20 protein-coding genes are annotated in these 22,480 nt (G+C 65.8%); 8 read left to right on the forward strand and 12 right to left on the reverse strand.

Features of this window, described 5'->3' with window-relative positions; translation table 11 throughout:
* Window positions 1–53 precede the first annotated feature (53 nt).
* From ACI2JH_RS17415 to ACI2JH_RS17425, 3 genes are all read left to right on the forward strand, one after another.
* Window positions 54–1,151 (forward strand): alkene reductase, encoded by a 1,098-nt coding sequence (locus tag ACI2JH_RS17415; protein ID WP_404736806.1) that lies wholly within the window; start codon window positions 54–56, stop codon window positions 1,149–1,151.
* A 60-nt stretch (window positions 1,152–1,211) separates the two neighbouring features.
* The gene (locus ACI2JH_RS17420; RefSeq protein ID WP_404736807.1) at window positions 1,212–1,997 is read left to right on the forward strand and encodes an SDR family NAD(P)-dependent oxidoreductase; all 786 of its coding nucleotides are present in this window, start codon (window positions 1,212–1,214) and stop codon (window positions 1,995–1,997) included.
* Between the two features lie 75 nt (window positions 1,998–2,072).
* Complete coding sequence (locus ACI2JH_RS17425) at window positions 2,073–3,074, forward strand: NADP-dependent oxidoreductase (protein ID WP_404736808.1); 1,002 nt, start codon at window positions 2,073–2,075, stop codon at window positions 3,072–3,074.
* A 38-nt stretch (window positions 3,075–3,112) separates the two neighbouring features.
* Here the strand turns inward: ACI2JH_RS17425 and ACI2JH_RS17430 are convergent, their stop codons facing one another.
* Window positions 3,113–4,810, reverse strand: a complete 1,698-nt coding sequence (locus ACI2JH_RS17430; protein ID WP_404736809.1) for a serine hydrolase — start codon at window positions 4,808–4,810, stop codon at window positions 3,113–3,115.
* Window positions 4,811–4,970: 160 nt separating this feature from the next.
* On the opposite strand from ACI2JH_RS17430, the gene ACI2JH_RS17435 reads away from it, so the two are divergent.
* Window positions 4,971–5,447 (forward strand): hypothetical protein, encoded by a 477-nt coding sequence (locus ACI2JH_RS17435; RefSeq protein ID WP_404736810.1) that lies wholly within the window; start codon window positions 4,971–4,973, stop codon window positions 5,445–5,447.
* A gap of 14 nt (window positions 5,448–5,461) precedes the next feature.
* Here the strand turns inward: ACI2JH_RS17435 and ACI2JH_RS17440 are convergent, their stop codons facing one another.
* The 7 genes from ACI2JH_RS17440 to ACI2JH_RS17470 all read right to left on the reverse strand — a co-directional run bounded on the left by ACI2JH_RS17440 (window position 5,462) and on the right by ACI2JH_RS17470 (window position 13,319).
* Complete coding sequence (locus ACI2JH_RS17440; RefSeq protein WP_404736811.1) at window positions 5,462–7,741, reverse strand: xanthine dehydrogenase family protein molybdopterin-binding subunit; 2,280 nt, start codon at window positions 7,739–7,741, stop codon at window positions 5,462–5,464.
* On the reverse strand, window positions 7,738–8,805 hold the full coding sequence (locus tag ACI2JH_RS17445; protein ID WP_404736827.1) for an FAD binding domain-containing protein: 1,068 nt from the start codon (window positions 8,803–8,805) through the stop codon (window positions 7,738–7,740). The genes ACI2JH_RS17440 and ACI2JH_RS17445 overlap by 4 nt, the downstream gene beginning before the upstream one ends.
* Window positions 8,778–9,365 (reverse strand): (2Fe-2S)-binding protein, encoded by a 588-nt coding sequence (locus ACI2JH_RS17450; RefSeq protein ID WP_404736812.1) that lies wholly within the window; start codon window positions 9,363–9,365, stop codon window positions 8,778–8,780. The genes ACI2JH_RS17445 and ACI2JH_RS17450 overlap by 28 nt, the downstream gene beginning before the upstream one ends.
* 257 nt (window positions 9,366–9,622) lie before the next feature.
* Window positions 9,623–9,829: a heavy-metal-associated domain-containing protein gene (locus tag ACI2JH_RS17455; RefSeq protein WP_101100523.1), complete on the reverse strand. Its 207-nt coding sequence runs from the start codon at window positions 9,827–9,829 to the stop codon at window positions 9,623–9,625.
* 153 nt (window positions 9,830–9,982) lie between these two features.
* Complete coding sequence (cueR, locus tag ACI2JH_RS17460; protein WP_404736813.1) at window positions 9,983–10,483, reverse strand: Cu(I)-responsive transcriptional regulator; 501 nt, start codon at window positions 10,481–10,483, stop codon at window positions 9,983–9,985.
* A gap of 26 nt (window positions 10,484–10,509) precedes the next feature.
* Entirely contained in the window at window positions 10,510–13,026 is a 2,517-nt protein-coding gene (locus ACI2JH_RS17465) for a heavy metal translocating P-type ATPase (RefSeq protein WP_404736814.1), read from the reverse strand.
* Window positions 13,027–13,145: 119 nt separating this feature from the next.
* Window positions 13,146–13,319 (reverse strand): DUF3606 domain-containing protein, encoded by a 174-nt coding sequence (locus tag ACI2JH_RS17470; RefSeq protein WP_101100494.1) that lies wholly within the window; start codon window positions 13,317–13,319, stop codon window positions 13,146–13,148.
* 267 nt (window positions 13,320–13,586) lie between these two features.
* Here ACI2JH_RS17470 and ACI2JH_RS17475 point away from each other — a divergent pair, with 267 nt between their 5' ends.
* From ACI2JH_RS17475 to ACI2JH_RS17485, 3 genes are read left to right on the forward strand one after another with little or no spacing between them, the layout of a single operon-like run.
* Window positions 13,587–14,165 (forward strand): DUF4142 domain-containing protein, encoded by a 579-nt coding sequence (locus ACI2JH_RS17475; protein ID WP_404736815.1) that lies wholly within the window; start codon window positions 13,587–13,589, stop codon window positions 14,163–14,165.
* A gap of 15 nt (window positions 14,166–14,180) precedes the next feature.
* Window positions 14,181–14,684 carry a hypothetical protein gene (locus ACI2JH_RS17480; protein WP_319275466.1) on the forward strand — a complete coding sequence of 168 codons (504 nt, stop codon included), beginning with the start codon at window positions 14,181–14,183 and terminating at the stop codon, window positions 14,682–14,684.
* Between the two features lie 21 nt (window positions 14,685–14,705).
* Window positions 14,706–15,881, forward strand: a complete 1,176-nt coding sequence (locus ACI2JH_RS17485; protein WP_404736816.1) for a zinc-dependent alcohol dehydrogenase — start codon at window positions 14,706–14,708, stop codon at window positions 15,879–15,881.
* 72 nt (window positions 15,882–15,953) lie between these two features.
* Here ACI2JH_RS17485 and ACI2JH_RS17490 read toward each other — a convergent pair whose 3' ends face one another.
* The 4 genes from ACI2JH_RS17490 to ACI2JH_RS17505 form a co-directional block, all read right to left on the reverse strand.
* Window positions 15,954–16,856 carry a manganese catalase family protein gene (locus tag ACI2JH_RS17490; protein ID WP_101100491.1) on the reverse strand — a complete coding sequence of 301 codons (903 nt, stop codon included), beginning with the start codon at window positions 16,854–16,856 and terminating at the stop codon, window positions 15,954–15,956.
* Between the two features lie 273 nt (window positions 16,857–17,129).
* Window positions 17,130–17,639 (reverse strand): ferritin-like domain-containing protein, encoded by a 510-nt coding sequence (locus ACI2JH_RS17495; RefSeq protein WP_101100490.1) that lies wholly within the window; start codon window positions 17,637–17,639, stop codon window positions 17,130–17,132.
* A gap of 214 nt (window positions 17,640–17,853) precedes the next feature.
* The gene (locus ACI2JH_RS17500) at window positions 17,854–18,141 is read right to left on the reverse strand and encodes a KGG domain-containing protein (protein ID WP_101100521.1); all 288 of its coding nucleotides are present in this window, start codon (window positions 18,139–18,141) and stop codon (window positions 17,854–17,856) included.
* A 271-nt stretch (window positions 18,142–18,412) separates the two neighbouring features.
* Window positions 18,413–18,925 carry a hypothetical protein gene (locus tag ACI2JH_RS17505; protein WP_404736817.1) on the reverse strand — a complete coding sequence of 171 codons (513 nt, stop codon included), beginning with the start codon at window positions 18,923–18,925 and terminating at the stop codon, window positions 18,413–18,415.
* Window positions 18,926–19,328: 403 nt separating this feature from the next.
* On the opposite strand from ACI2JH_RS17505, the gene ACI2JH_RS17510 reads away from it, so the two are divergent.
* On the forward strand, window positions 19,329–22,448 hold the full coding sequence (locus ACI2JH_RS17510) for a CheR family methyltransferase (protein ID WP_404736818.1): 3,120 nt from the start codon (window positions 19,329–19,331) through the stop codon (window positions 22,446–22,448).
* The last annotated feature ends 32 nt before the right edge of the window (window positions 22,449–22,480 follow it).

The raw sequence follows: 22,480 nt of genomic DNA on the forward strand, positions 1-22,480 counted from the left end.
AAGATTACGACCATCATCATTGCGCCGTCCCCCGCATCCGAGTCCTCCCCGCCATGACAGCGACGACGCTCTTCCAGCCCTACCCCCTTGGCCGCGTCACCTTGGCCAACCGCATCGTGATGGCACCGCTGACGCGCAACCGCGCCGGAGCCGGCCTGGTGCCCAGTCCGCTGGCTGCCACCTACTACGCCCAGCGCGCCTCGGCCGGCCTGATCATCACCGAGGCCACGCAGATCTCGGCGCAGGCCCAGGGCTACCAGGACACACCCGGGCTTTACACGCAGGACCAGATAGAAGGCTGGCGCAAGGTCACTGATGCCGTGCACGAACGCGGCGGACGCATCTTCGTGCAGCTATGGCACGTGGGCCGCATCTCGCACGTGGATCTGCAGCCGGGCAACGCCGCGCCTGTATCCGCCTCGGCCATCCGGGCGCAGACCAAGACCTTCGTTCACAACGGTTTTGTCGATGTGTCCGAGCCCCGTGCATTGGATATCGACGAGCTGCCGGCCATCGTCGACGATTTCCGCCGCGCCGCTGCCAATGCGATTGCGGCCGGGTTCGACGGTGTGGAAATCCACGGTGCCAACGGCTATCTGCTTGAACAGTTCATCAAGGACGGCGCCAACCAGCGCACCGATGCCTACGGCGGTTCGATCGAGAACCGTGCGCGCCTGCTGCTCGAAGTCACCTCCGCCATCGCGCAGGAGATCGGCGCCGATCGCACCGGCGTGCGCATCTCACCGGTCTCCCCGGCCAACGCGATCGCAACCCTCAGCGACCCTCAGCCGCAGTACGACTACATCGTCGACCAGCTCAGTGCGCTGGGCATCGTCTACCTGCATGTGGTCGAAGGCGCGACCGGCGGCCCACGCGATGTGGCCGCGTTCGATTTCGACGGCTTGCGCCGCCGTTTCACCGGCACCTACCTGGCCAACAACGGCTACGACCTGGAGCTGGCCAACACGCATCTCGCCGCTGGCAAGGCCGACCTGTTCGCCTTTGGCCGTGCCTTCATCAGCAACCCGGATCTGGTCGAACGCCTGAAGACCGACGCGCCGTTGAACGCCCTGGACCCGGCCACGTTATATGGCGGCGGCGCGCAAGGCTACACCGACTACCCCGCCCTGGCCGACACGCCCGCGCAGTAACCCCGTCTCCCTCGCCATCACGGCGTCCCCGCTCCCACATTGCCTTTCAAGAGACACACCATGAGCCTGCCCACTGTCCTCATCACCGGCGCCTCCAGCGGCATCGGCACCGTCTACGCCGAACGTTTTGCCCGCCGCGGCCACGATCTGGTCCTGGTTGCGCGCGACAAGGGGCGGCTGAATGCACTGGCCGAGCGCCTGCGCGACGCCACCGGCGTTGCCATCGACACACTGCCGGCCGACCTCACCCAGCGCAGCGACCTGGCCATCGTTGAAAGCCGCCTACGCGACGATGCCCGCATCGGCATCCTGGTCAACAACGCGGGCATCGCCCAATCCGGCGGATTCACCGAGCAATCGGCCGACAGCATCGAACAGCTGCTCACGTTGAACACCATCGCCCTGACCCGCCTGGCCGCGGCGGTTGCACCGCGCCTGGCCAACGCCGGCGAAGGCGCGATCATCAACATCGGCTCGGTGGTTGGGCTGGCGCCGGAGTTCGGCATGTCCGTCTACGGTGCGTCCAAAGCCTTCGTGCTGTTCCTGTCGCAGGGACTGAGCCTGGAGCTGACGCCCAAGGGCGTCTATGTGCAGGCTGTGTTGCCTGCGGCCACGCGTACCGAAATCTGGGAGCGTGCTGGCATCGACATCAACACGCTGACGGACGTGATGGATGTCGGCGAGCTGGTCGATGCGGCCCTGGTCGGCTTCGATCGTCGCGAGACCGTCACCATTCCGCCGCTGCATGTTGCCGAACGCTGGGACACGCTGGACGCCTCCCGCCAGGGACTGCTCTCGGACATCCGGCAGGCGCAGGCGGCGGAACGTTATCGCCCCGCCCAGTGAAGCCCTGACCGCACCGGCACACGCCCTCCCTGCCCCGCAACCCGAAAGCACTCCCCAACCAGAGGCACACGGCCCATGAAAGCCTTCCTGATCGACCGTTATGGCAAAAAGGAGACCGGCCGCATCGGCGACGCACCACAGCCTTCGCTTCGGGATGACGATGTTCTCATCCGCGTGCACGCGGCCAGCGTCAATGCGCTGGACACCAAGATCCGCACAGGGGAGTTCAAGCTGATCCTGCCCTATCGCCTGCCGCTGATACTCGGCAACGATATGGCCGGCACGGTGGTCAGTGTCGGTGCCGCAGTGCAGGACTTCAAAACGGGCGATGAAGTGTATGCGCGTCCCGATGATGATCGCATCGGCACCTTCGCCGAGTTCATCGCGGTCAACGCAGCCTCTGTTGCCCTCAAGCCCAGCAACCTCACCATGGTGGAGGCCGCCTCGCTGCCATTGGTCGCGCTGACCGCCTGGCAGGCGCTGGTCGAAACCGCGCAGCTCAAACCCGGTCAGAAGGTCTTCATCCAGGCCGGCTCCGGCGGTGTCGGTACCGTGGCGATCCAGCTGGCCAAGCATCTGGGCGCCTTCGTTGCCACCAGCACCAGCACCGCCAACGTGGGCTGGGTCAAAGAGCTTGGCGCGGATGTCGTGATCGATTACAGGCGGCAGGACGTCGTCACGGAACTGCGCGACTACGATGTGGTGCTCAACAGCCTGGGCAAGGATGAACTGAACCGCTCGCTGCAGATCCTCAAGCCGGGCGGGCATCTGGTCTCCATCTCCGGGCCACCAACTCCCGCCTTTGCTACCGCGCGCGGGCTTGCCTGGCCGCTCAAGCAGGTGCTGCGCCTGCTCAGCCGTGGCGTCCGCCGCAAAGCCAGGCAGAAGGGAGTGACGTACACGTTCCTGTTCATGCGCGCCGACGGGCGCCAGCTGAGCGAGATCGCTTCACTGGTGGAGTCCGGTGCCATCCGCCCGGTCATCGAACGGGTCTTCCCCTTGCATGAAACCCGAAGCGCGCTGGCCCACGTGGAGAGCGGGCGGGCCAAGGGCAAGGTGGTGCTGGAGGTGCTGTAACGCGCAATGCCTTCGGTAGGCAAGGACATGGCAACGGGTTAGAAGGTCCGACCCGCAGAATGGAATACAAGATAATGAACTGAATCGTCCCGGCCACGCATAACGTTGAATCGATAGCGACGCAGCGTTTCCCTTGCTGCAACATCAAGCACTCTATCTCCCGAACTCTCGTCGATGGACAGGTCCACCGGAACCCCGGACCGATTGATCTTGAAGCGAGTTCGGGTACAGGATCCAGCCACAGGCTCTTCGCCCATCGGGCCGCGTGGAATCACGAAAGGTTCCCGGTGAGCGATGAGGGCTTCGGTCGCCAGAATTCGAGCGTCTGTTGCGCCGCACGGAGATGGCGCAGGCGCTGGCGGAGACAGATGCCAATGCAGATTGATGAGCAATCGATCGCAGATGGGGGGATCGCGGTTGCTCAGGCAGGCCATGGTCATGTCATTGGTCGGATAGACCGAAAGCGCCGCGCTGGTGCCGGCCGCGCCCCCGCCGTGGCCCCAGTGTGGGAACTCTTCCGGGCCGGATGAGATGAAGCCATAGCCATACCAATCAGTCTGCTGTTTGATCGCCTCCTGCAACAGCGGCAACGAGATCAACGTGCCTGCCTTGAGCGCGCCGACGAAGCGCAACTGATCTTCGACGGTCGAAACTCCGCCCCCGGCTGGTGATCCTCGCCACGGTAGCTGGCTGGCACTGGGCACCAGCCTCCCGTCGTCGTCCCGGGTGTAGCCGCGTGCGATTCCCGACGTGTGTTCCCTGTCTGGATAGTGGGTCGCCGCCATTCCGGCGGGCTGGAAGATGTGCTCATCCAGATAAGCGTAGTAGCTCTGTCCGCTTACCTTTTCCACCAGCGCACCGAGCAGCACGAACCCGTAATTCGAGTAATCGAAGGCTGATCCGGGCGCAAACGACGGGCCGCGATCACCGTTGAGCATGATGAGATCGTCGATGGTGCGGGCCCAGGCGCGATTGACGCCCTCCTCCGGCTGGAGCACGCCGATATCGCCGGTGCCACCCTGATGGGTGAGCAGCTGCCGGATGGTGACCTTCCCCATCTCCTTGTTCGGATAGGCCGGCAGGTACTTCCCGATGGGATCGTCGAATTGCAGCGTGCCGGCGTCGATCATCTGCAACACCGCAACCGCAGTGAACATCTTGCCTTGGGAGGCGAACAGGAAGGGGGTGTCCAGATGCACTGGCACCTGATTCTCGCGATCTGCCAGTCCGAATGCCTTGCCGTACAGACGCTTGCCGTTGCGTTCGATGACGAGCGCGCCAGAGAAACGGTCGGCCCTCGCAAGCTGCGTGGCGAATGAATCCAGCGCCTTCAGTGCCTCATCCTCCGGCAACGGCTGCGGCTCCTGCTTGATCTCAGCGAGTTTCGTGTCGCCGGCCTTGCCAGCCGTGACCGTGATCCGCCGGTACGTCGGGAAACTGCGTTCACGTGTCATGGCTACGAAGACGCTCGGCTCATTCCGCTCAACCGTCACCACATCGAGGCCGCCGGTTTCTTCGCGGCTGTCGAGCAGGTAGTCCAGGTTGAGATCCGCGTCGGCGAAGTGATGCGCGTTGAACGCCTGAAGCTTGGCCTTGTCGTTGCTGTTGAACGCTACCAGCCAAGCATCAAACGCGGCTTCGGCAGGCGGCTTGGCAACGGCGGTTGACGCCAGCACAAGCAGCGCGGCCACCAGACCCATGCGTTGGAACGGAATCATGCTTGTCGCTACGGTCATGCGTTCTCCATTGCGTCCCGGCCGAGTTGACTATTGGACCAGACGCAAGCGCAGTCAATGCCCGTACCTGCGGAACCGGCCGGTTTGCCTGAAATAGCCCTTATCACCGATCATTCAGCGCTAACTTTTTGCACCCACGGAGAACATCATGAAAGGACTCTTGCTCAACATCGCCATTTCGTTGACGGCGGTGACGATCTCGCTTTACGCCCTGCATGAAGCGGGCAAGGCAAATGACCCATCCCGCATCCTGGAAGCCCGTGGCCTGATCGTCAGGGACGCATCCGGAGTGGCCCGCGTGGAGATAGGCGCACCGGTGAATGGGCCCATGATCCTTGGAAAACGCGAAGAACGCGTCGCGCAAGCGGCGGGCATCCTGCTCAATGGTCCAGACGGCAATGAGCGCGGCGGCTATCTGACCGTCGACACCGGCGATGAGGCCGTGCTGACGCTGGATGGTGCAGGCGACGGCGGTGAAGTCTTCAAGGTGGTGGCCAATGAAAAGGCCGGTGCGTCCTTGTTCGTCATCCACCAGAACGGATCGGTCGCCATGTTGACGACCTACCAGGGGCATCCTGAGCTCCGCTTCATCGAGCAGGATGGCACGGTGAGCTACTCGCAGGGGGCCAAGGAGTAGCGCGCCAGCCGGGACTACATCATCACCTTGTCCGGGCTGATCGGCGTACTGCGGATGCGCTTGCCCGTGGCGTGATGGATGGCGTTGCAGATCGCCGCCGACACGCCCACCAGGCCGATCTCCCCTACTCCCTTCGCCCCGAGGCTGCTGACCACCCGGTCGTCTTCCTCCACGAACAGCACGTCCACGTCATGGATATCGGCGTTGACCGAGACGTGGTACTGGGCCAGATCGCGGTTCATGAAACGCCCAAACCGATGGTCGGATTCGGTGTGTTCGTGCAGCGCCGCGCCGATGCCCCACACCACCCCGCCGATGATCTGGCTGCGTGCGGTGGTGGGATTGAGGATGCGACCCGCGGCGATCGCACTGACCACGCGCATCACCCGCACCGTGCCAAGTTCCTCGTCCACCCGTACCTCCACGAAGACGGCGCTGTGCGTGGCGCGGGTATAGCGGCGCTGCTTCAACACATTGGGCAGCAGCAGGTACTTGGCTTCGATGCTGGCTTTGCCGGCGTCGGCCAGCAGCGTGGTGAGTGCAACGGCGCTGCCCGGGTCAGCCCGCAGTGCCATGCTGCCATTGGCGAATACCACGTCATCCACCCCGGCGCGGGTGAACGCCGAGTCCTTTCTTCCAGCAGCAAGCGCGAGCAGCTGCCGGCGCAGCTTGGCACAGGCCCCATCCACTGCCGAGCCCACCGTGCTGACATGCGATGAGCCGCCCTCGATCGGGGCCACCGGCAGCGTGGAATCACCCAACTGGAAGGTGACCTGTTCCAGTGGAAGGCCCAGTGCTTCGGCGGCGATCATGCTCATCACCGTATAGGTGCCGGTGCCGATATCGGTGGCCGCACTGCTGACCACCAGCCGGCCATCGGCATGCAGCTCGGCATGGGCGCGCGCGAACATCTGCATCGCGTCCCACTGGCCGGTCGCCATGCCCCAACCGACCCATTCGTTGCCTTCGCGGCGCGCGCGCGGCAAGGGCGCGCGATCAGCCCAGCCGAAGCGCTCGGCCCCGCGGCGGTAGCACTCGCGCAGGGCCTTGGTGGAGAACGGTTTGCCATCGGCGGGATTGGTTTCGGCGTAGTTCTTCAGCCGCAGTGCCAGCGGGTCCATGCCGATCTCATTGGCCAGCTCGTCCATCGCCACTTCCAGCGCATGCATGCCATGCGCCGCGCCGGGGGCGCGCATGTCGATCGGCGTGTACTGGTCCAGGTCGACCAACTTGTAGCCCACGTGCACGTTGTCGCAGGCGTACAACTGGCCGCTCCAGTTGACCACCACTTCCACGTAGTCCTCGATGCGCGATGTCTCGGCCACGGCCTCGTGCCAGATCGAACGCAGGGTGCCATCGGCATCGGCGGCAAGCTTTACCCGCTGCACGGTCTCCGGACGGTGGCCGAAGGTGAACATCTGCTGGCGCGTGAGGACAACGCGCACCGAGCGTTCCAGCGCCAAGGCGCCCATCACCGCCAGCGCAAGCTGGTACTGCGGGCGAAGCCCGGAGCCGAACGCACCGCCCACGTAGGCATTGCGCACCGTGACCTTGCGCTTGGGCAGGCCGAACACATGCGAGACATACCAGCGGCTGTTCTGCGAGCCCTGGGTCTTGTCATGGATGGTCAGGTGGCCGTCGTCACCGCGGATCACCGTGCTGGCGAACAGCTCCATCGGGTTATGGTGTTCCACGCCGCTGTAGAAATCGGCCGATATGCGGTGCGCTGCCTGTGCGAACGCCTGGTCCGGCTCGCCCTTGTCCTTCGGCGGGGCGGAGAATCCGGCCTTCATCTTGCGCGGCTCACGCGCTCGCTCAACGGAGGTGACCAGATTGGTTTCGTGCGCCTCGACCTCATACCGCACGTCCACCAGCCCGGCCGCGTGACGCGCCGCCTCGAAGGTCTCCGCCAGCACCAGCGCAACCGGCTGGCCGCTGTAGCGGATCTGTGCGTCGTACAACGGCCGGAACGGTGATCCTGCAGGGGCCGTCATGTCCTTGTAGAAGACACCAGCACCGCGCATGTGCGGACGATTGAGATGGGTCAGCACCTGCAGTACGCCCGGTACCGCCAGCGCGGCGTCCAGATCGAAGCCGAGGATGCGCCCCTTTGCGATGCTGCTGTTGACCACCACGCCATGGACCAGATCCTCGGCCGGCCACTCGGCCGCGTAACGTGCCTGGCCGGTCACTTTGGCCCGGCCATCGATGCGCGGCGTTCCGGTCCCGGTCGGCACATGGCCGGTTCCCGGCTCGGCTACGGGAACCTGCGGTTGCTTGGGATACGCACTCATGCGGCATGCTCCGGTTGGCCGCGGCGTCGGCCACGATTGTCGATGGTGCCCTCGGTGGCTGCCTGCAGGGCGCGCACCACCGCGCGTCGTGCAAGCGGGATCTTGAAGGCGTTCTGACCCTGCGACTGCGCCCCTTCCAGCAGCCGATCGGCCGCTGATTCGAAGGCTGCATCGCCCGGCATCGTGCCGATCAGCAGCTGTTCGGCGTCGGTGCTGCGCCATGGCTTATGCGCCACGCTGCCCAACGCCAGCCGCGCATCGGTGATGCGTCCGTCGGGCCCGATTTCCAGCGCGGCGGCGACCGAAACCAGCGCGAACGCGTAGGACAGGCGCTCGCGGATCTTCAGGTAGGCACTGTGCGCGGCAAAACGCCCGCCTGGCGGAAGCGTCAGATGGGTGATCAGCTCGTCTGCCGCCAGTGTGCTGTCCTGTTCGGGCTGGTCGCCAGGCAGGCGGTGGAACTCGCCGAAGGGAATTGCGCGGGTGCCGCGCACGCTGGCGACATGCACTGTGGCATCGAGCGCTGCCAGCGCGACGCACATATCGGAGGGGTGCGTGGCGATGCAGTGCTCGCTGGCGCCGAGGATCGCGTGGTACTTGGTCAGCCCGCCCACGGCTGAACAGCCGCTGCCCGGTTCGCGCTTGTTGCAGGGCGTCGAACGGTCATAGAAATAGGTGCAACGCGTGCGCTGCAGCAGGTTGCCGCCGTTGCTGGCCATGTTCCGGATCTGCGGCGAGGCCGCCGCCAGAATGGCCGCCGCAAGCAGGGGATACTCGCGTTCCACCAGCGGGTGGTACGCCGTGTCGGCATTGCGGGCGGTGGCGCCGAGCTGCAGCCCTCCCTCTTCGGTGAGCGTGATGGCATCCAGCGGTAGCGCGTTGACATCCAACAACCCGCTGGGCTGCATCACCTGCAGCTTCATCAGATCGAGCAGGTTGGTGCCGCCGGCGATGGGCTGGATGGGGCGCCCGGGGGTGCTGGCAAGCTGCTGCAAGGCCTGCTGCAGCGACGCGGCGCGTTCGTAGGTGGGGGGAATCATGCGGGCACCGTGCCGGGTGTCCAGTGCCCGGGAGATGGCTCGGGGGCATCCGGCGTGCCTTGGGTTTCCTCAAGCACCGTCATCACCGCATCGGTGATCTGCGGGTAAGCCCCGCAGCGACAGATGTTGCCACTCATCAGTTCGCGCACCTGGTCACGGGTGCAGGCCTGGCCCTCATTGATCAATCCCTGCGCCGAACACAGCTGGCCGGGCGTGCAGTAGCCGCATTGCAGGGCATCCTTGGCGATGAAGGCCTGTTGCAGGGGATGCAGCGCATCCCCGTTCGCCAGGCCCTCGACCGTGGTGATGTCGGCGCCCTGCTGCATGACCGCCAGAGTCAGGCAACTATTGATGCGGCGGCCGTCGACCAGCACCGTGCATGCACCGCATTGGCCGTGGTCGCAGCCCTTCTTGGTGCCGGTCAGCTGCAGACGGTCGCGCAGCAGGTCCAGCAGGCTGACCGTGGATTCAACCTCCAGCGTATACGCCTCGCCGTTGATGGTCAGGCGCAGCGGATACCGGGGGGAAGCGTGCGTGGCGGGCGGCGGTGGCGTGGCCACCCCGGATGCGGGGAAATCGCTCATGGCAGGTCCGGCTAGCGCGTCTGCCAACCACCCTGCGCCTCGGCTCGTCTATTTCGGGTGCACGTTGCATGTGCTGCGTGCGAAGTCATGCCGGGCGAGCTCGGCGGTTCCCTTCTCCGCAGCGCCAGGAAGCGCGGATATTGCTTTGCTTCCCGCAGCGGGGGCCGGGGAACGGCCTGCCGCTGTTGGGAACACGGCGGCAACGCCGAGGGTGAGCAGTTGTCGGGTGCACATGGGCACGTCTCCTTGAAGCAGGATCAGCCGGCAGGCCGGGAAAGGTGCGGGTATCCCGCTTCGGCAAGTGCGGCGAGGAATACGGCGGGCTCCCGGACCGTGTCCACGCGCACCGTCCGCGCTGCGACGTCGATCTGGATCCCGGCCGAAGGATCGGCACCCAGCAGGGCGGCCCTCACCGGCTTGGCGCAGGAACCGCATGTCATCTGGGGAATGTGGAACTGAAGCATGGTCATCTCCTGGTGGGTTGGTACGCCGACTACTTTCGGCATTGCCAACGTGGCAAGGTCAACCTGCTTCTTCGAGGAAATCGCATCGTCCTTGGCTTGCGTTCATGTGGTCGCAGATGCTGCCGAGGGCACTGCTGCCGAGGGCACTCCGGTTCAACCCTTGCGCGGCAGGCTCCTGCGCGCACGCGGCGAAGCCGGCGTATCCGTGCCGAAGCGCGGCGTCCTGCGCGGCGATGCCGCCGTGGCGCTGGCTTTCCCGGCACCGACGGGCTCTGCGAGCTCTTCGATGATCGGGCAGTCGGGGCGATCGTTGCCGTGGCAGCTGCTGGCAAGATCACGCAGCGTGCGCGCCATGGCCTGCAGCCCGCTGATCCTGTCTTCCAGTTCGGCAACGTGCGCCAAAGCGACCCGCTTCACGTCCGCGCTGGCACGTTCGCCGTCACGCCACAGCAGCAGCAGCTCGGCGATCTGTTCCACCGTGAAGCCAAGGTCGCGCGAGCGGCGGATGAAGCGGAGGGTGTGTGCGTCCTGCTGGGTGTAGCAGCGATAGCCGGCCTCCGACCGGGCAGCGGGCGGGATCAGGCCGATGCCTTCGTAGTAACGGATCATCTTGGCCGACACGCCGGAGGCTTTCGCTGCTTGTCCAATGTTCACGCTGGTTTCCCTTGCCCGCTGTGCGGTCAGTATGGATCACGCGCGAGCGGTGCGCGGAAGCGCTTGAGCCGCAGCGCGTTCACCAACACGAAGATGCTTGAAAGGGCCATCGCCGCAGCGGCGAAAACTGGTGACATCAACGTGCCGTTGAAGGGATACAGGACGCCGGCCGCGACCGGGATCAGCACGGCGTTGTAGGCGAAGGCCCAGAACAGGTTCTGCTTGATGTTGCGCAGCGTGGACCGGCTCAGTGCGATGGCGTTGACCACCCCGCGCAGGTCACCAGCCATCAGCACCACGTCGGCGGCCTCTATCGCCACATCGGTCCCCGTGCCGATTGCCAGGCCGACGTCTGCTTCAGCCAGCGCCGGCGCATCGTTGATGCCATCACCCACGAAGGCAACCCGTGCGCCGTCGGCGCGGAACCGCTTCAGCGCGGCCACCTTGCCATCGGGCAGCACTTCGGCCGCCACGTCGTCGATGCCGAGCTGGCGAGCGATCGCCGCTGCGGTAGCGGCATTGTCGCCGGTGATCATCGCCACGCGCAGCCCGAGCGCATGCAGCGCCTTGATCGCCTCCGGGGTGGTGTCCCGGATCGGGTCGGCTACCGCGATGATCGCCGCCAGGCGACCGTCGATCGCGGCATACAGAGGACTCTTGCCCTCCGCTCCCAGCCGCTGCGCAACCGGCAGGAACACGCTGGCATCCAAGCCCAGCCGGGCCATGAAACGGTCCGCTCCGACGGCCACCTGCTGACCGTCAACGGTGGCGGTGACCCCGAAGCCCGGGGTCGCATCGAAGCCTTCGGCCGCCCCGATGGCAAGCCCGTACCGGGTGGCAGCGGCCACGATGGCCTCGGCGATAGGATGCTCCGAGCGAGACTCCACGGCTGCGACCAGCGCCAGCACGCGGTCATGATCGAAGCCTGCGGCCGGCACCAGATCGGTCAGTTCAGGGTGGCCCTTGGTCAGCGTTCCGGTCTTGTCCAGTGCCACCACGCTGACATCGCGCAGGGCCTGCAGTGCCTCGCCTTTGCGGAACAGCACGCCGAGTTCGGCTGCGCGGCCGGTACCCACCATGATCGACGTCGGCGTGGCCAGCCCCATCGCACATGGGCAGGCGATGATCAGTACGGCCACCGCGTTGACCAGTGCGAAGGTCAGCGCTGGCGAAGGCCCGAACACCAGCCACGCCACGAACGTCAGCGCCGCCGCGGCCATCACCGCCGGCACGAACCACAGCGTCACCTTGTCCACCAGTGCCTGGATCGGCAGCTTGGAGCCCTGCGCCTGCTCGACCAGGCGGATGATCTGCGCCAGCACCGTGTCCGCGCCCACCCGGGTGACGCGGAAGCGGAACGCGCCGGTCCGGTTCAGGGTGCCACCCACTACCCCGGCACCCACGCCCTTGGATACGGGCGCCGGCTCCCCGGTGATCATGCTTTCATCCACCCAGGAAGCGCCTTCGACGACCTCCCCGTCCACCGGCACCTTTTCACCGGGGCGGACCGACACCACGTCGCCGGCCGCCACCTGGCCCAGCGGTATCTCCACGCTGGCGCCGTCGCGCTCTACCCGCGCGGTCCGCGGCTGCAGTCCGACCAGTCGCTTGATCGCCTGCGAAGTGCGTCCCTTGGCGCGCGCCTCCAGCGTGCGGCCCAGCAGGATCAGTGCAACGATCACCACGGCAGCTTCGAAGTAGACGTTCGCGGTGCCAGGGGGAAGCACCTGGGGGGCGAACGTTGCGACCACCGAGTAGGCATAGGCTGCAGAGGTACCGAGCGACACCAGCGAGTTCATGTCCGGCCCGCCGCGCAGCAGCGCCGGCACGCCCGCGCGGAAGAAGCGCAGCCCCGGCCCGAGCAGGACCAGCGTGGCCAATGCGAACTGCAGGTACCAGCTGGTCTGCTGGCCGAGCGTATGCATTACCCAGTGGTGCACGGATGGCACCAGGTGCGAGCCCATCTCAAGCACGAAGACCGGCAGACCGAGGACCGCGGCAAGCCACAGTGAACGACGCAGGCCAGCCGCTTCGGTCTGGCGGCGCGCGGCCTGCTGGTCTTCCTCCCCGGCATGCGCATCCATCACCGGATGCGCACGATAGCCCGCTTTTTCGATGGCACCGGCGAGCTGGCCGAGGCTGACCACCCCGGCAAGGTGGCGCACCTGGACGCGTTCGGTGGCCAGGTTCACATCGGCCTGGACCACGCCGGGCAGCTGTCGCATGGCTTTCTCCACCCGCCCCACGCAGGAGGCGCAGGTCATGCCGTGGATCGTCAGCACGCTGCTTTCTTCCGCCAGCGCATAGCCTGCCTTGACCACCGCATCAGCCACTGCCTGCGGGTCGGGCACGCCGTTGAACGTGACCTGCGCACGCTCGGTAGCCAGGTTGACCCCTGCTGTTCTCACGCCGGGAACCGCGTTGAGCGCGCGCTCGACGCGTGCGGCGCAGGACGCACAGGTCATACCCGTGATCGGGATGCTCAGCGCCCCGTTGGACGGGTCGCCTCGCCCGTAAGCGTCTGGAAGAACGGCCGAAGCCATGGGTTACACCTCGAAAGCCCAAGTTGCGGACAGCTTGGGGATTCCCACCGTGGGAAGGTCAAGGCGGCGCCGTGCCGCCGTGCCGACCCGGCTGGCCCGGCACGCCGAATCACCGGCTTTCAGTGCGGCGGCTTGTATTTACGCAGTTCGGTGGTCAACACACCGACTTCCTGTACGGCCCGCTTGAGCTGGTCTTCGTCAAGGCCCAACTCCTTTGCCCAGAAGCGGAGCTCCCATTCCTCGTTGATGTTGATCCGGTCCGGATCCTTCGGTTTACCGCCTGGGGTCTGCACGGGTTTGGGTGGCTGGGTCACGGGAGTCTCCTGGGGCTGCAGTCCCGGGAAATCTACCGGGAGCGTAGCGAAGGTGCCCTGCTTCCAGTGTCGCGACGATGGCAACGAAGCGGCGCGTTTCGTCACCCCGGCTGAACCCTCGGGTCGGCCGTCAAGCGCGCGTGACCTGTGTGTCTACGCCTGCGCGCCATCCGCACACAGCTGCATCTCACGGCGTTGCCGGGCCAGGCGGCAGCATCCAGCTTCCTCATCCATGAGATCCGCGCCATGTCCTTCATCGTTCCCCTGCGTGCCACCGTCGTCGCCCTGGGCCTGATCGGCAGCAGCGCCGCCAGCGCACAGACGAGTGCAGCCCCTTCCCCCTCCAGCAGCGCCGCTTCCACCGCCAACGCCCCGTCTGGCGAACTGCGCCAGCAGCAGGCCCTGGGCGTGCTTTCGGCGATCAACCAGGCGGAAATCAACGCCGGGCAACTTGCTCTGTCGCGGGCCCAGACCGAACCTGCCCGCCACTACGCGCAGGCCATGGTCCGCTCGCACACGGAAAACGAGAAGATGCTGGCAGCGTGGAAGCCCGACCGCAGCAGCGCGCCGGCGCAGGCCAAGACGGCCGAGGCAAAGGCTGAAGCCGCCGCATTGGCCAAGCACCAGGGCGCCGCGTTCGACAGTGCTTACCTGCAGGCCATGGTGAAGGACCACCGCAAGGCGCTGCAGACGTTGGATGACAGCCTCCTGCCTGCGGCAGCCGATGCCGAGGTGCGGACATTCCTGCAGAAGACCCGTGGACACGTAGCAGATCACCTTGCCCAGGCAGAACGCCTGACCGGCACCCCCGCCAGCGGCCGCTGATCCACGGAGCCCACCATGCACGTTCCCGATCCCCATGACAGCGAAGCTGCCCGCCCAGCGCCGATCAGGCGGGCGATTACCCTCCAGGCCAGCGTCGAGCGCGTGCTGGATGCATGGACCGACCCGGCCGTGCAGTCCGTCCTGTTTGCCGGCTTCGCTGATTTCGTCGAGTCGAGCAGGGAAGGCAGCCGCTGGCGGGTGAGCGCACCGCTGGGCCAGCATCCGGTCGTTTTCCTGCGCACCGTGGGGCAGTCCGCGCTGCGGGTGCAGCAGGACGTGGAGGGCGACGCCGGCGTGCTGGCATCGCTCTCGCTCACCGCCAGGCCCTGCGTCAACCGGGATGGCGTGGAAGCGGAACTGCAGGTGCGTTACGCGCCGGACGGCGTGGTCGAACGGCTGGCAGCGCGACTGCTGGATCCCGCCCCCCCAGCCTTGGCCGGGCAGATCCTGCGCCGCCTCCGCGCCGGCCTGGAAACCGGCGAAGTCCCTACCCTGCAGTCCAATCCGGCCGCACGTTGAGGCCGAACAGGAGATTCCCCCATGCGTGCCCTCTGCTGGAATGGCGTCAACGACCTGCGGGTGGAAACCACCCCTGATCCGATCCTGGTCAACCCGGGCGATGCGATCATCAAGGTCGGGCTGAGCACGACCTGCGGCTCGGACCTGCATTTCATCGATGGCTACATCCCGGGCATGCGCGAAGGCGACATCATCGGCCACGAATTCATGGGAACGGTGATGGAGGTCGGCCCGGCGGTCACCGCGATCCGCCCTGGCCAGCGCGTGGTGATCCCATCCTTCATCTCCTGTGGCCGCTGCTGGCACTGCGGGCGACACGAATATTCGTTGTGTGACAACACCAATCCGAACGGTCACCTGCAGGAGCCCGTACTGGGCTACCCCACTGCCGGGATCTACGGGTACACGCACGCCTTCGGTGGCTATGCCGGTTCGCACGCCGACTACATCCGCGTGCCGCATGCCGACGTCGGCTGCTTTGCCATCCCGGACGACGTCAGCGATGAAGATGCGTTGTTCTTGTCAGATGCCGGACCGACCGGGTTCATGGGCGCGGATTTCTGTGCCATCCGGCCCGGCGACGTCGTGGCGGTATGGGGGTGCGGCGCGGTGGGCCTGATGGCCCAGCTGAGCGCACGCCTGCTGGGCGCCGAGCGGGTGATCGGCATCGACCGCCTTGCCGAGCGCCTGGCCATGGCGCGGGACGTGGTGGGCAGCGAAACCCTCGACTACAGCGCCGTGGACAGCGTGCCCGAGGCGCTACGCGAACTGACCGGCGGCCGCGGGCCCGACGCCTGCATCGATGCGGTGGGAATGGAAGCCCATGGCACGGGCGCCGGCTACGCCTACGATCGCGTGAAGCAGGCGCTGCACCTGCACACCGACAGGGGCCAGGCGCTGAGGGAAGCGATCCTGGCCTGTCGCAAGGGCGGCACGCTGTCGGTGCTCGGCGTCTACGGGGTCATGGACAAGTTCCCGCTGGGCACGCTGATGAACAAGGGCATCACCGTGCGCACCGCGCAGCAGCATGGTCAGCACTACCTGCCCAGGCTGCTCGCGCTCGCCCAGCAGGGTGATCTGCTGCCGCGCTTCATGGCCACCCATCGCATGCCGCTGGAGGACGCGGTGCGTGGCTATGACCTCTTCAAGCACAAGAAGGAAGGCTGTGTCCGCGCCGTGTTCGTACCCGGCGCGTGAGCCGCACTGGGGCACCGAAAAAGCCCGGCCATGGCCGGGCTTTTTCAATGCGTGATGGTTCCAGCGCTGGGGTCAGGGCTCGCGGGGCCGGCGCAGCACCGCGCCGGCGCCCACGCCAGCACCCAGTTCGGCGCCTGTCGCCGGCTCGATTTCCGGATTGGACATCGTTCGCAGGGTCATTTCCTCCACTGCCGCCTGCTCGGCCGGCGTCAAGCCCACTGAGAACGATCCGTCGCCGCCGTCCAGGGCCGCCTGCGCATCGCGGTCAGTGACCCGTTCCCACAATTCGCCGCTGTTCCAGCTGCCAACCTGGTCACCCTCGCCCTGGGACATATCCATGTACAGATCGGTGAAGGCCGGATCGCCCGGCATCTTGCCCGGCGGGAAGTTCGGCGTGATGCTGTAAAGGGCCTTCTCGAAGGACTTCTGGTGGGCCACTTCGCGGGTCATCAGGAAACGCAGTGCATCCTTGATGCCCGGATCGTCGGTCACGTTGATCAGCCGCTCGTAGACCAGCTTCGCACGGGCTTCGGCGGCGATGTTCGATCGCAGGTCCGCGGTCGGCTCGCCAATGGAATCCACGTAGGCGGCAGTCCACGGCACGCCGCTGGAGTTGACCAGGGCGGGGCCGCCACCGTAGAGGATCTGCTCGGTATGGCTGGTGCTGTTCTGGCTCAGCAGCCGCATGTCCTCGACCTCGGCCATCGCTTCGGACTGCACGGCCTTGGGGCCCTTGTTCAACATCGCGATGATCGTACCGATGATCTCCAGGTGGCTGATCTCTTCGGTGGCGATGTCGTACAGCATGTCCTTGCGCCCGGGATCGCATTCGCCCAGTGCCTGGGTGAAATAGCGCATGGCGGCCGCCAACTCACCTTGTGGCCCGCCGAACTGTTCCAGCATGAGGGTGGCAAGCGCTGGATTGCTTTCGCGCACGCGGACCGTGTACATCAGCTTTTTGTGGTGAAGAAACATCAGCAACTCCTCTTTTTGCGACGGCGCCGCAGCGTCTGCGCGGTGCGCGCACGCTGGGTCCGATGGCTCGACATTGATGGTGTGCGCCCAAGGCTTTCGGCCCACGCAACGAGGATGCGCGTGGCACCCGTGTACGGCCGTGGATGGCACGTGGGCAGCGCATGAGTACCTGCCGCCTCGATGCTGATATGGCGTTCACGAACCGGTCGCCGGCGCAAAGAAAAACCCCGGCCGTCGCGCCGGGGTTTTCCTTGCGCTGCTGCCGCGGACCGGTTACTTCTTCGCGGTCACGCCGGGGGTCGCGTCACGCACGAGGAACTCTTCGGTAACCTCCGGCAGGTTCTCGAGCAGCCAAGCGGCCATCGCCTCTTCCTGGACCAGGATCTCACCGCACACCTGTGCGACTTCATGCTCGCCGGCGGTGCGCGCTGCGGCGATCAGCGAGGTGTAGCTGGCGATCTCGAAGCACTCGAACACATAGCCCGCCATCGCACCCTTGACGATCTCGTCCGATGCGGTCATTCCGCCGATGGCCTGGCCCATCGCCGCCATCTTGCCCAGCGCATCCTTCACGATGGACGGCGACCCGCCCAGGTTGCTGATGCACTGTTCCAGGCGCTCACGCTGGCCCACCGTTTCCTGGATGTGTTCTTCGATACGCGCCTTGAGTTTCGGATAGTGATCGATCCGACCTGCCTGTGCTTTCAGCATCTGCTCGGCCTGCTGTTCCATTGCATGGGCGTCACGCAGCCAATCCAGCAGGTTTTCCTTGATCTCTGTCATGTCGTTGCTTCTCCGCGGGTGGGAAGGGACAGCATGTCCGCTGGCCCGTCAACCAGCCGCCAACGGGTCGTGGAAAGTGTGTGCTTTTAAGGTGCAGGGGCCGTTAGCACATGCTTGTCGCGGTTGCTCACCCGCGCTTCGACCGTGATGAAAAAAGCCCGGCACCCACGCGCGGAGCGCTTCAGGTGCCGGGCCCAGGGAGGGGAGGTGCAGATTACCTCTGCTGGCGCCCGCCCTGCTGGTTGCCCTGGTTGCCGCCTTGGTTGCCACCGCCGTCCTGGCGCTGCTGGCCGCCCTTCTGCCCGATCTCGGACATGTGCTCGCGGTCCTGGCTTACCGCCTCGCCACCCTTGCGACCGGCTTCGCGGGCCTCTTCCGAGCTGAACTCATGTGCGTTACCGGATTCATGCGCAGCACGTCCGCCCTGCGCGGCGATCTCGCGCTGCTTGTCTTCGTCCATGCCAGCGAAACCACGATTGGACTGGTTGTTGTTGTTTGCCATTTCGTTCTCCTGGATAGCGTAGAAGTCGGTGGAAGTACCGACGTGCATAGCGTAGGCGGCGCAGTTTGAAAACGCCGTCGAACGCATGACGATGCCACGTGACACCAGACGCGGCAGTACTGCACGAGACGATGACGCGGACGGCGACTCCTGTGTCGACACGCGACCGCGCAGCCGCAGAGCGGCGTGCACTCAAGCAGCATTGTCGGCGCAGGCACGTGCTTGGCGCGCTGCAGACGCACCGCGCATCCTGTGCAACACGGTCACGGAATCAACGCGCGCTGGAGACTCCCGCACCTGCCTCACGGCCCTGCAGCTGGAAGCCGTCGATGGCGTCGATGCGCCCCCGCCACAGCGGAAGCGCAGGGGCCATTGCATCCGCGCTGCCGACTGCCGTGACGCGCACATCGATCAGGTGCAGGTAATCAGGCGGGTCGGTACTGTCGTCGGCGTTGCGGCTGCCGTAGCGCGCCGCATGCATGGCGATGCTGTCGTGCGCGGTCTGGCGCTGCGCCTGGTCGGCGAGGTCGAGCGCATCCGGAAACGCGCGCGCGAAACGCTCGAAGTAAGCCGTGCCCGAAACCAGGCTTCCGCTTATCTCCAGCCCATGCACATGCAGCACGATGCCAAGGCGCAGGTGCGGGCGATGGTTGACCAGGCTGACCAGTGATTGCAGGAACCAGTCGCCCGGGCGACTGCCGCCCGCGCCCGCATCCGGCCACGTCCGGCTGGCCGGATCGTTCGCGGCCGCATCCTCCACACGACGGCGCATCGGGTCCGTCATGCCACGGTCCCGGCGCGAATGGGTAACACGCAGGCGGTCAGCACCGCAGCGCCAGGTCGTCCGCGCGGCATAGCGGACGGCGCTGCGTGCGCAGCAGGTGCGACGTGGTCATTCGGGGCGAGGGATCGCAGCACGTGGTGGCGCTTCCTTAAGCCAAGGTTGCAGTCACTATCGGCGGCGCCCGTCATACAGCACGTGGCCGGCAGGTAACGAACGCATCAACCCCGGCATCACGTGCCGTCACACTCCCTGCACGCGGTGCCTCGGCGTGCGCTGGGCGACCGTATCCACACAGTGTGGTAACCCCGTGCAACGGCATGATGGTCGGTATTGAACCGGTTGACACATCCACCAGACGGCGGCGAGCATGGCCACTATTTCTCAATTCGGGGCACACCGCGACATGGTGTCAGAAGGAAAATTCCACGTCGTCGGCATCGGTGCTTCCGCTGGGGGCGTAGAAGCGCTGGAGGGGTTCTTCCGCGGCGTTCCCAACGACACGGACATGGCATTCGTGGTGGTCACCCACCTGAATCCTTCACGCAGGACCCAGCTTCCGGAGATCATCGCGCGCTTCACCCCGCTGCCCGTGGTGCAGGCCGAGGAAGGCATGCCGGTCGAACCCCGCAATGTATACGTGATGCCAGAGGACAGCGTGCTGGGCATCCGCGAAGGCAAGCTGACACTGCAGGATCTGCACGGCCATCGCGAGCCGAAGCCGGTCGACATCTTCCTGAGCGAGCTGGCCGACGATGCACAGGCGCTTGCGGTGGGCGTGATCCTGTCCGGTGGCGACGCTGACGGCACGCTGGGTCTGAAGGCCATCCAGGAAAAAGGCGGCATGACGCTGGCCCAGGTCGCGGACGGATTCGGGCCCCAATATGCGGACATGCCCGATTCGGCCATCCAGCTGGGCTTTGTTGATTTTGCATTGCCGGTTGAATCCATGGGGCCGAAGATCGCCGAGTTCGCCGCCAACATCGGCATGCTCGACCAGGCCATAGCCGGCGCGCGGACGCAGCGCTCCTCGGCCCAGGACGCCGATTCGGTGGCTGAGATCTACATGCTGCTGCGCAGCCAGGTGGGCCATGATTTCAGCGGCTACAAGACCCGCACTTTCCTGCGCCGCGTGCACCGGCGCATGCAGGTGCTTGGCCTGCGCGATCTCGGCGCTTACGTGGACGCACTGCGGAAGGATCCACAGGAGCCGGGGCTGCTGTTCCGTGACCTGTTGATCAATGTCACCAATTTTTTCCGCGATCACGATGCCTTCAAGAGCCTGGAGGACAACGTCATCCCGCAGCTTCTGGCCAACCGCGGGCCCGAAGAGACGGTGCGCATCTGGGTACCTGGCTGCGCGACCGGCGAAGAAGTCTATTCGCTGGCGATCCTGATGCTGGAGCACATGGCGACGTTGCCGGTTGCCCCGCGCGTGCAACTGTTCGCCACCGATATCGATGATCGCGCGCTGGCCGTTGCACGCGCCGCGCGTTACCCGCGGCCGCTGTTGAGCGCGGTCAGCCAGGAGAGGCAGCAGCGCTTCTTCGTCCCGGATGGCGAAAGCATGGTAGTGGCCAAGCAGGTGCGCGAGATGTGCATCTTCTCGCCCCACAGCGTGATCCGCGATCCTCCTTTCTCGCGCATCGACATGGTGTCCTGCCGCAACCTGCTGATCTATTTCGGCGCGGACGTGCAGGCGCAGGTGATCCCCACCTTCCACTATGCGCTGCGCCCGGAAGGCTTCCTGTTCCTGGGTACTGCCGAGAACCTGAGCCAGTTCGACGAACTGTTCGTGGCCGTGGACAAGCGCAATCGCATATTCCGGCGCCGCAACGGCTCCACGCCGAGCGTGCGGCTGCCGATGTCGCTGATCCTGCCGCGCCAGCAGGCCGCGACCGACAGCAGTACCCGGCGCCTGCCCGCCGCCGGCTCCATGCGCCACAGTGCCGAATCGCAGGTGCTGGACCGCTATGCCCCGCCCCACGTGGTGGTGAGCAGCGACGGCGACGTGGTGTACTTCTCCGGCCGCACCGGCAAGTACCTGGAAGTCCCGGCAGGCGCGCCCACCCGGCAGCTACTCACCCTTGCACGGCGGGAACTGCGGCTGGACCTGCGCACGATCTTCCGCGAAGCGGTGGAAAGCGGCCGCAGCGCCCAGCGCAGCGGGCTGGCGATGGAAGTGGACGATGGCCGGGTGCAACTGGTCAACATGGTCATCGAACCGCTCAACGAGCGCATGGGCAGCGAAGCCCTGTTCCTGGTGCTGTTCGTGGACCAGGGCCCGGCGCTGACCCGCGAAGAAGCCTCCGAACGCGCGATCGGCCAGGGTGGGGACCGCGCCGACCACGCCTCGCAGACCGAGCGCGAGCTGCATGAGACGCGTGACCGCCTGCAATCGCTGATCGAAGAATACGAAACCGCGCTGGAAGAACTGAAGTCCTCCAACGAGGAGCTGGTGTCGGTCAACGAAGAGATGCAGTCCACCAACGAAGAGCTCGAGGCCTCCAAGGAAGAGCTGCAGTCGGTCAACGAAGAGCTGCACACCGTGAACTCCGAACTGCACGGCAAGCTGGAGGCGCTGGACCGCGCCAACAATGACCTGGTCAACCTGTTCCGCGCGACCGAGGTAGCGACCGTGTTCCTGGATGAGCGGCTGGCGATCCGCTCCTTCACTCCGGCGGTCGAGTCCATTTTCAACATCCGCAACAGCGACCTTGGGCGGCCGATCACCGATCTGTCGGTCCGCGTTGCCCTGCCCGGGTTCGACGCTGACCTGCAGCGGGTGCTGAAGGAAGAAGTGATGATCGAACGGCGTGCTTCCTGCGCCGATCGCGGCTGCAGCTACCTGGTGCGCGTGGGTCCGTACGTGGACGCCGCAGAGCGTTCCAACGGCGTTGTGGTGACCTTCCTGGACGTGACCAGCCTGATGCGTTCGGAAGAGCGCCAGCAGATGCTCATCGCCGAACTGCAGCATCGCACCCGCAACCTGCTGGGCGTCGTACAGGCCATCGCACTGCGCACCCTGGGCAAAGGCGAGGACGTTGCCGATTTCGGCCAGCGGCTGGCCGCACTGGGACGCGCGCAGAGCCTGCTGGGCGGTACGCTGGCCGGCGAAGTCGACCTGGGCGAGATGGTCCGCACGGAACTGGCCTCGCTGGGCGTGCCGATGGAGCGCGTCAAGTTGAGCGGCGACGCGGTCGCCCTGAGCTTCGACATGGCCCAGACGTTCAGCCTGGCTCTGCACGAACTTTCCACCAATGCGACCAAGTACGGGGCGTTCAAGGTGGACGGGGGCCAGCTGCTGGTGGCGTGGGAACTGAAGGAGAATGAAGGCCAGCAGTGGCTGGCGCTGACCTGGAAGGAGACCGGCGTGCCGATCGACCACGCGCCTTCCCGGACCGGCTTCGGGACGCAACTGATCGTGCACGCGATGTCGCACACGCTCAACGCCGAAACACGACTGGAGTATGCAAGCGACGGGGTCTTCTGCAGCATCGAAGTGCCCTACGACCACACACATTGACAGCCATTCGCGGACGGGGGGCCGCCTGGCGG

Origin of the sequence: Stenotrophomonas sp. NPDC078853, assembly GCF_044901215.1 — a bacterium.
GTDB classification, from domain to species: Bacteria; Pseudomonadota; Gammaproteobacteria; order Xanthomonadales; family Xanthomonadaceae; genus Stenotrophomonas; species Stenotrophomonas lacuserhaii.

Excerpts from the sequence above, each read along its gene's own strand:
- ACI2JH_RS17415 (WP_404736806.1), top strand. The coding sequence starts at position 54 with ATGACAGCGACGACGCTCTTCCAGCCCTACCCCCTTGGCCGCGTCACC.
- ACI2JH_RS17420 (WP_404736807.1), top strand. The coding sequence starts at position 1,212 with ATGAGCCTGCCCACTGTCCTCATCACCGGCGCCTCCAGCGGCATCGGC.
- ACI2JH_RS17425 (WP_404736808.1), top strand. The coding sequence starts at position 2,073 with ATGAAAGCCTTCCTGATCGACCGTTATGGCAAAAAGGAGACCGGCCGC.
- ACI2JH_RS17430 (WP_404736809.1), bottom strand. The coding sequence starts at position 4,810 with ATGACCGTAGCGACAAGCATGATTCCGTTCCAACGCATGGGTCTGGTG.
- ACI2JH_RS17440 (WP_404736811.1), bottom strand. The coding sequence starts at position 7,741 with ATGAGTGCGTATCCCAAGCAACCGCAGGTTCCCGTAGCCGAGCCGGGA.
- ACI2JH_RS17450 (WP_404736812.1), bottom strand. The coding sequence starts at position 9,365 with ATGAGCGATTTCCCCGCATCCGGGGTGGCCACGCCACCGCCGCCCGCC.
- ACI2JH_RS17455 (WP_101100523.1), bottom strand. The coding sequence starts at position 9,829 with ATGCTTCAGTTCCACATTCCCCAGATGACATGCGGTTCCTGCGCCAAG.
- ACI2JH_RS17465 (WP_404736814.1), bottom strand. The coding sequence starts at position 13,026 with ATGGCTTCGGCCGTTCTTCCAGACGCTTACGGGCGAGGCGACCCGTCC.
- ACI2JH_RS17475 (WP_404736815.1), top strand. The coding sequence starts at position 13,587 with ATGTCCTTCATCGTTCCCCTGCGTGCCACCGTCGTCGCCCTGGGCCTG.
- ACI2JH_RS17480 (WP_319275466.1), top strand. The coding sequence starts at position 14,181 with ATGCACGTTCCCGATCCCCATGACAGCGAAGCTGCCCGCCCAGCGCCG.
- ACI2JH_RS17485 (WP_404736816.1), top strand. The coding sequence starts at position 14,706 with ATGCGTGCCCTCTGCTGGAATGGCGTCAACGACCTGCGGGTGGAAACC.
- ACI2JH_RS17490 (WP_101100491.1), bottom strand. The coding sequence starts at position 16,856 with ATGTTTCTTCACCACAAAAAGCTGATGTACACGGTCCGCGTGCGCGAA.
- ACI2JH_RS17495 (WP_101100490.1), bottom strand. The coding sequence starts at position 17,639 with ATGACAGAGATCAAGGAAAACCTGCTGGATTGGCTGCGTGACGCCCAT.
- ACI2JH_RS17500 (WP_101100521.1), bottom strand. The coding sequence starts at position 18,141 with ATGGCAAACAACAACAACCAGTCCAATCGTGGTTTCGCTGGCATGGAC.
- ACI2JH_RS17505 (WP_404736817.1), bottom strand. The coding sequence starts at position 18,925 with ATGACGGACCCGATGCGCCGTCGTGTGGAGGATGCGGCCGCGAACGAT.
- ACI2JH_RS17510 (WP_404736818.1), top strand. The coding sequence starts at position 19,329 with ATGGTGTCAGAAGGAAAATTCCACGTCGTCGGCATCGGTGCTTCCGCT.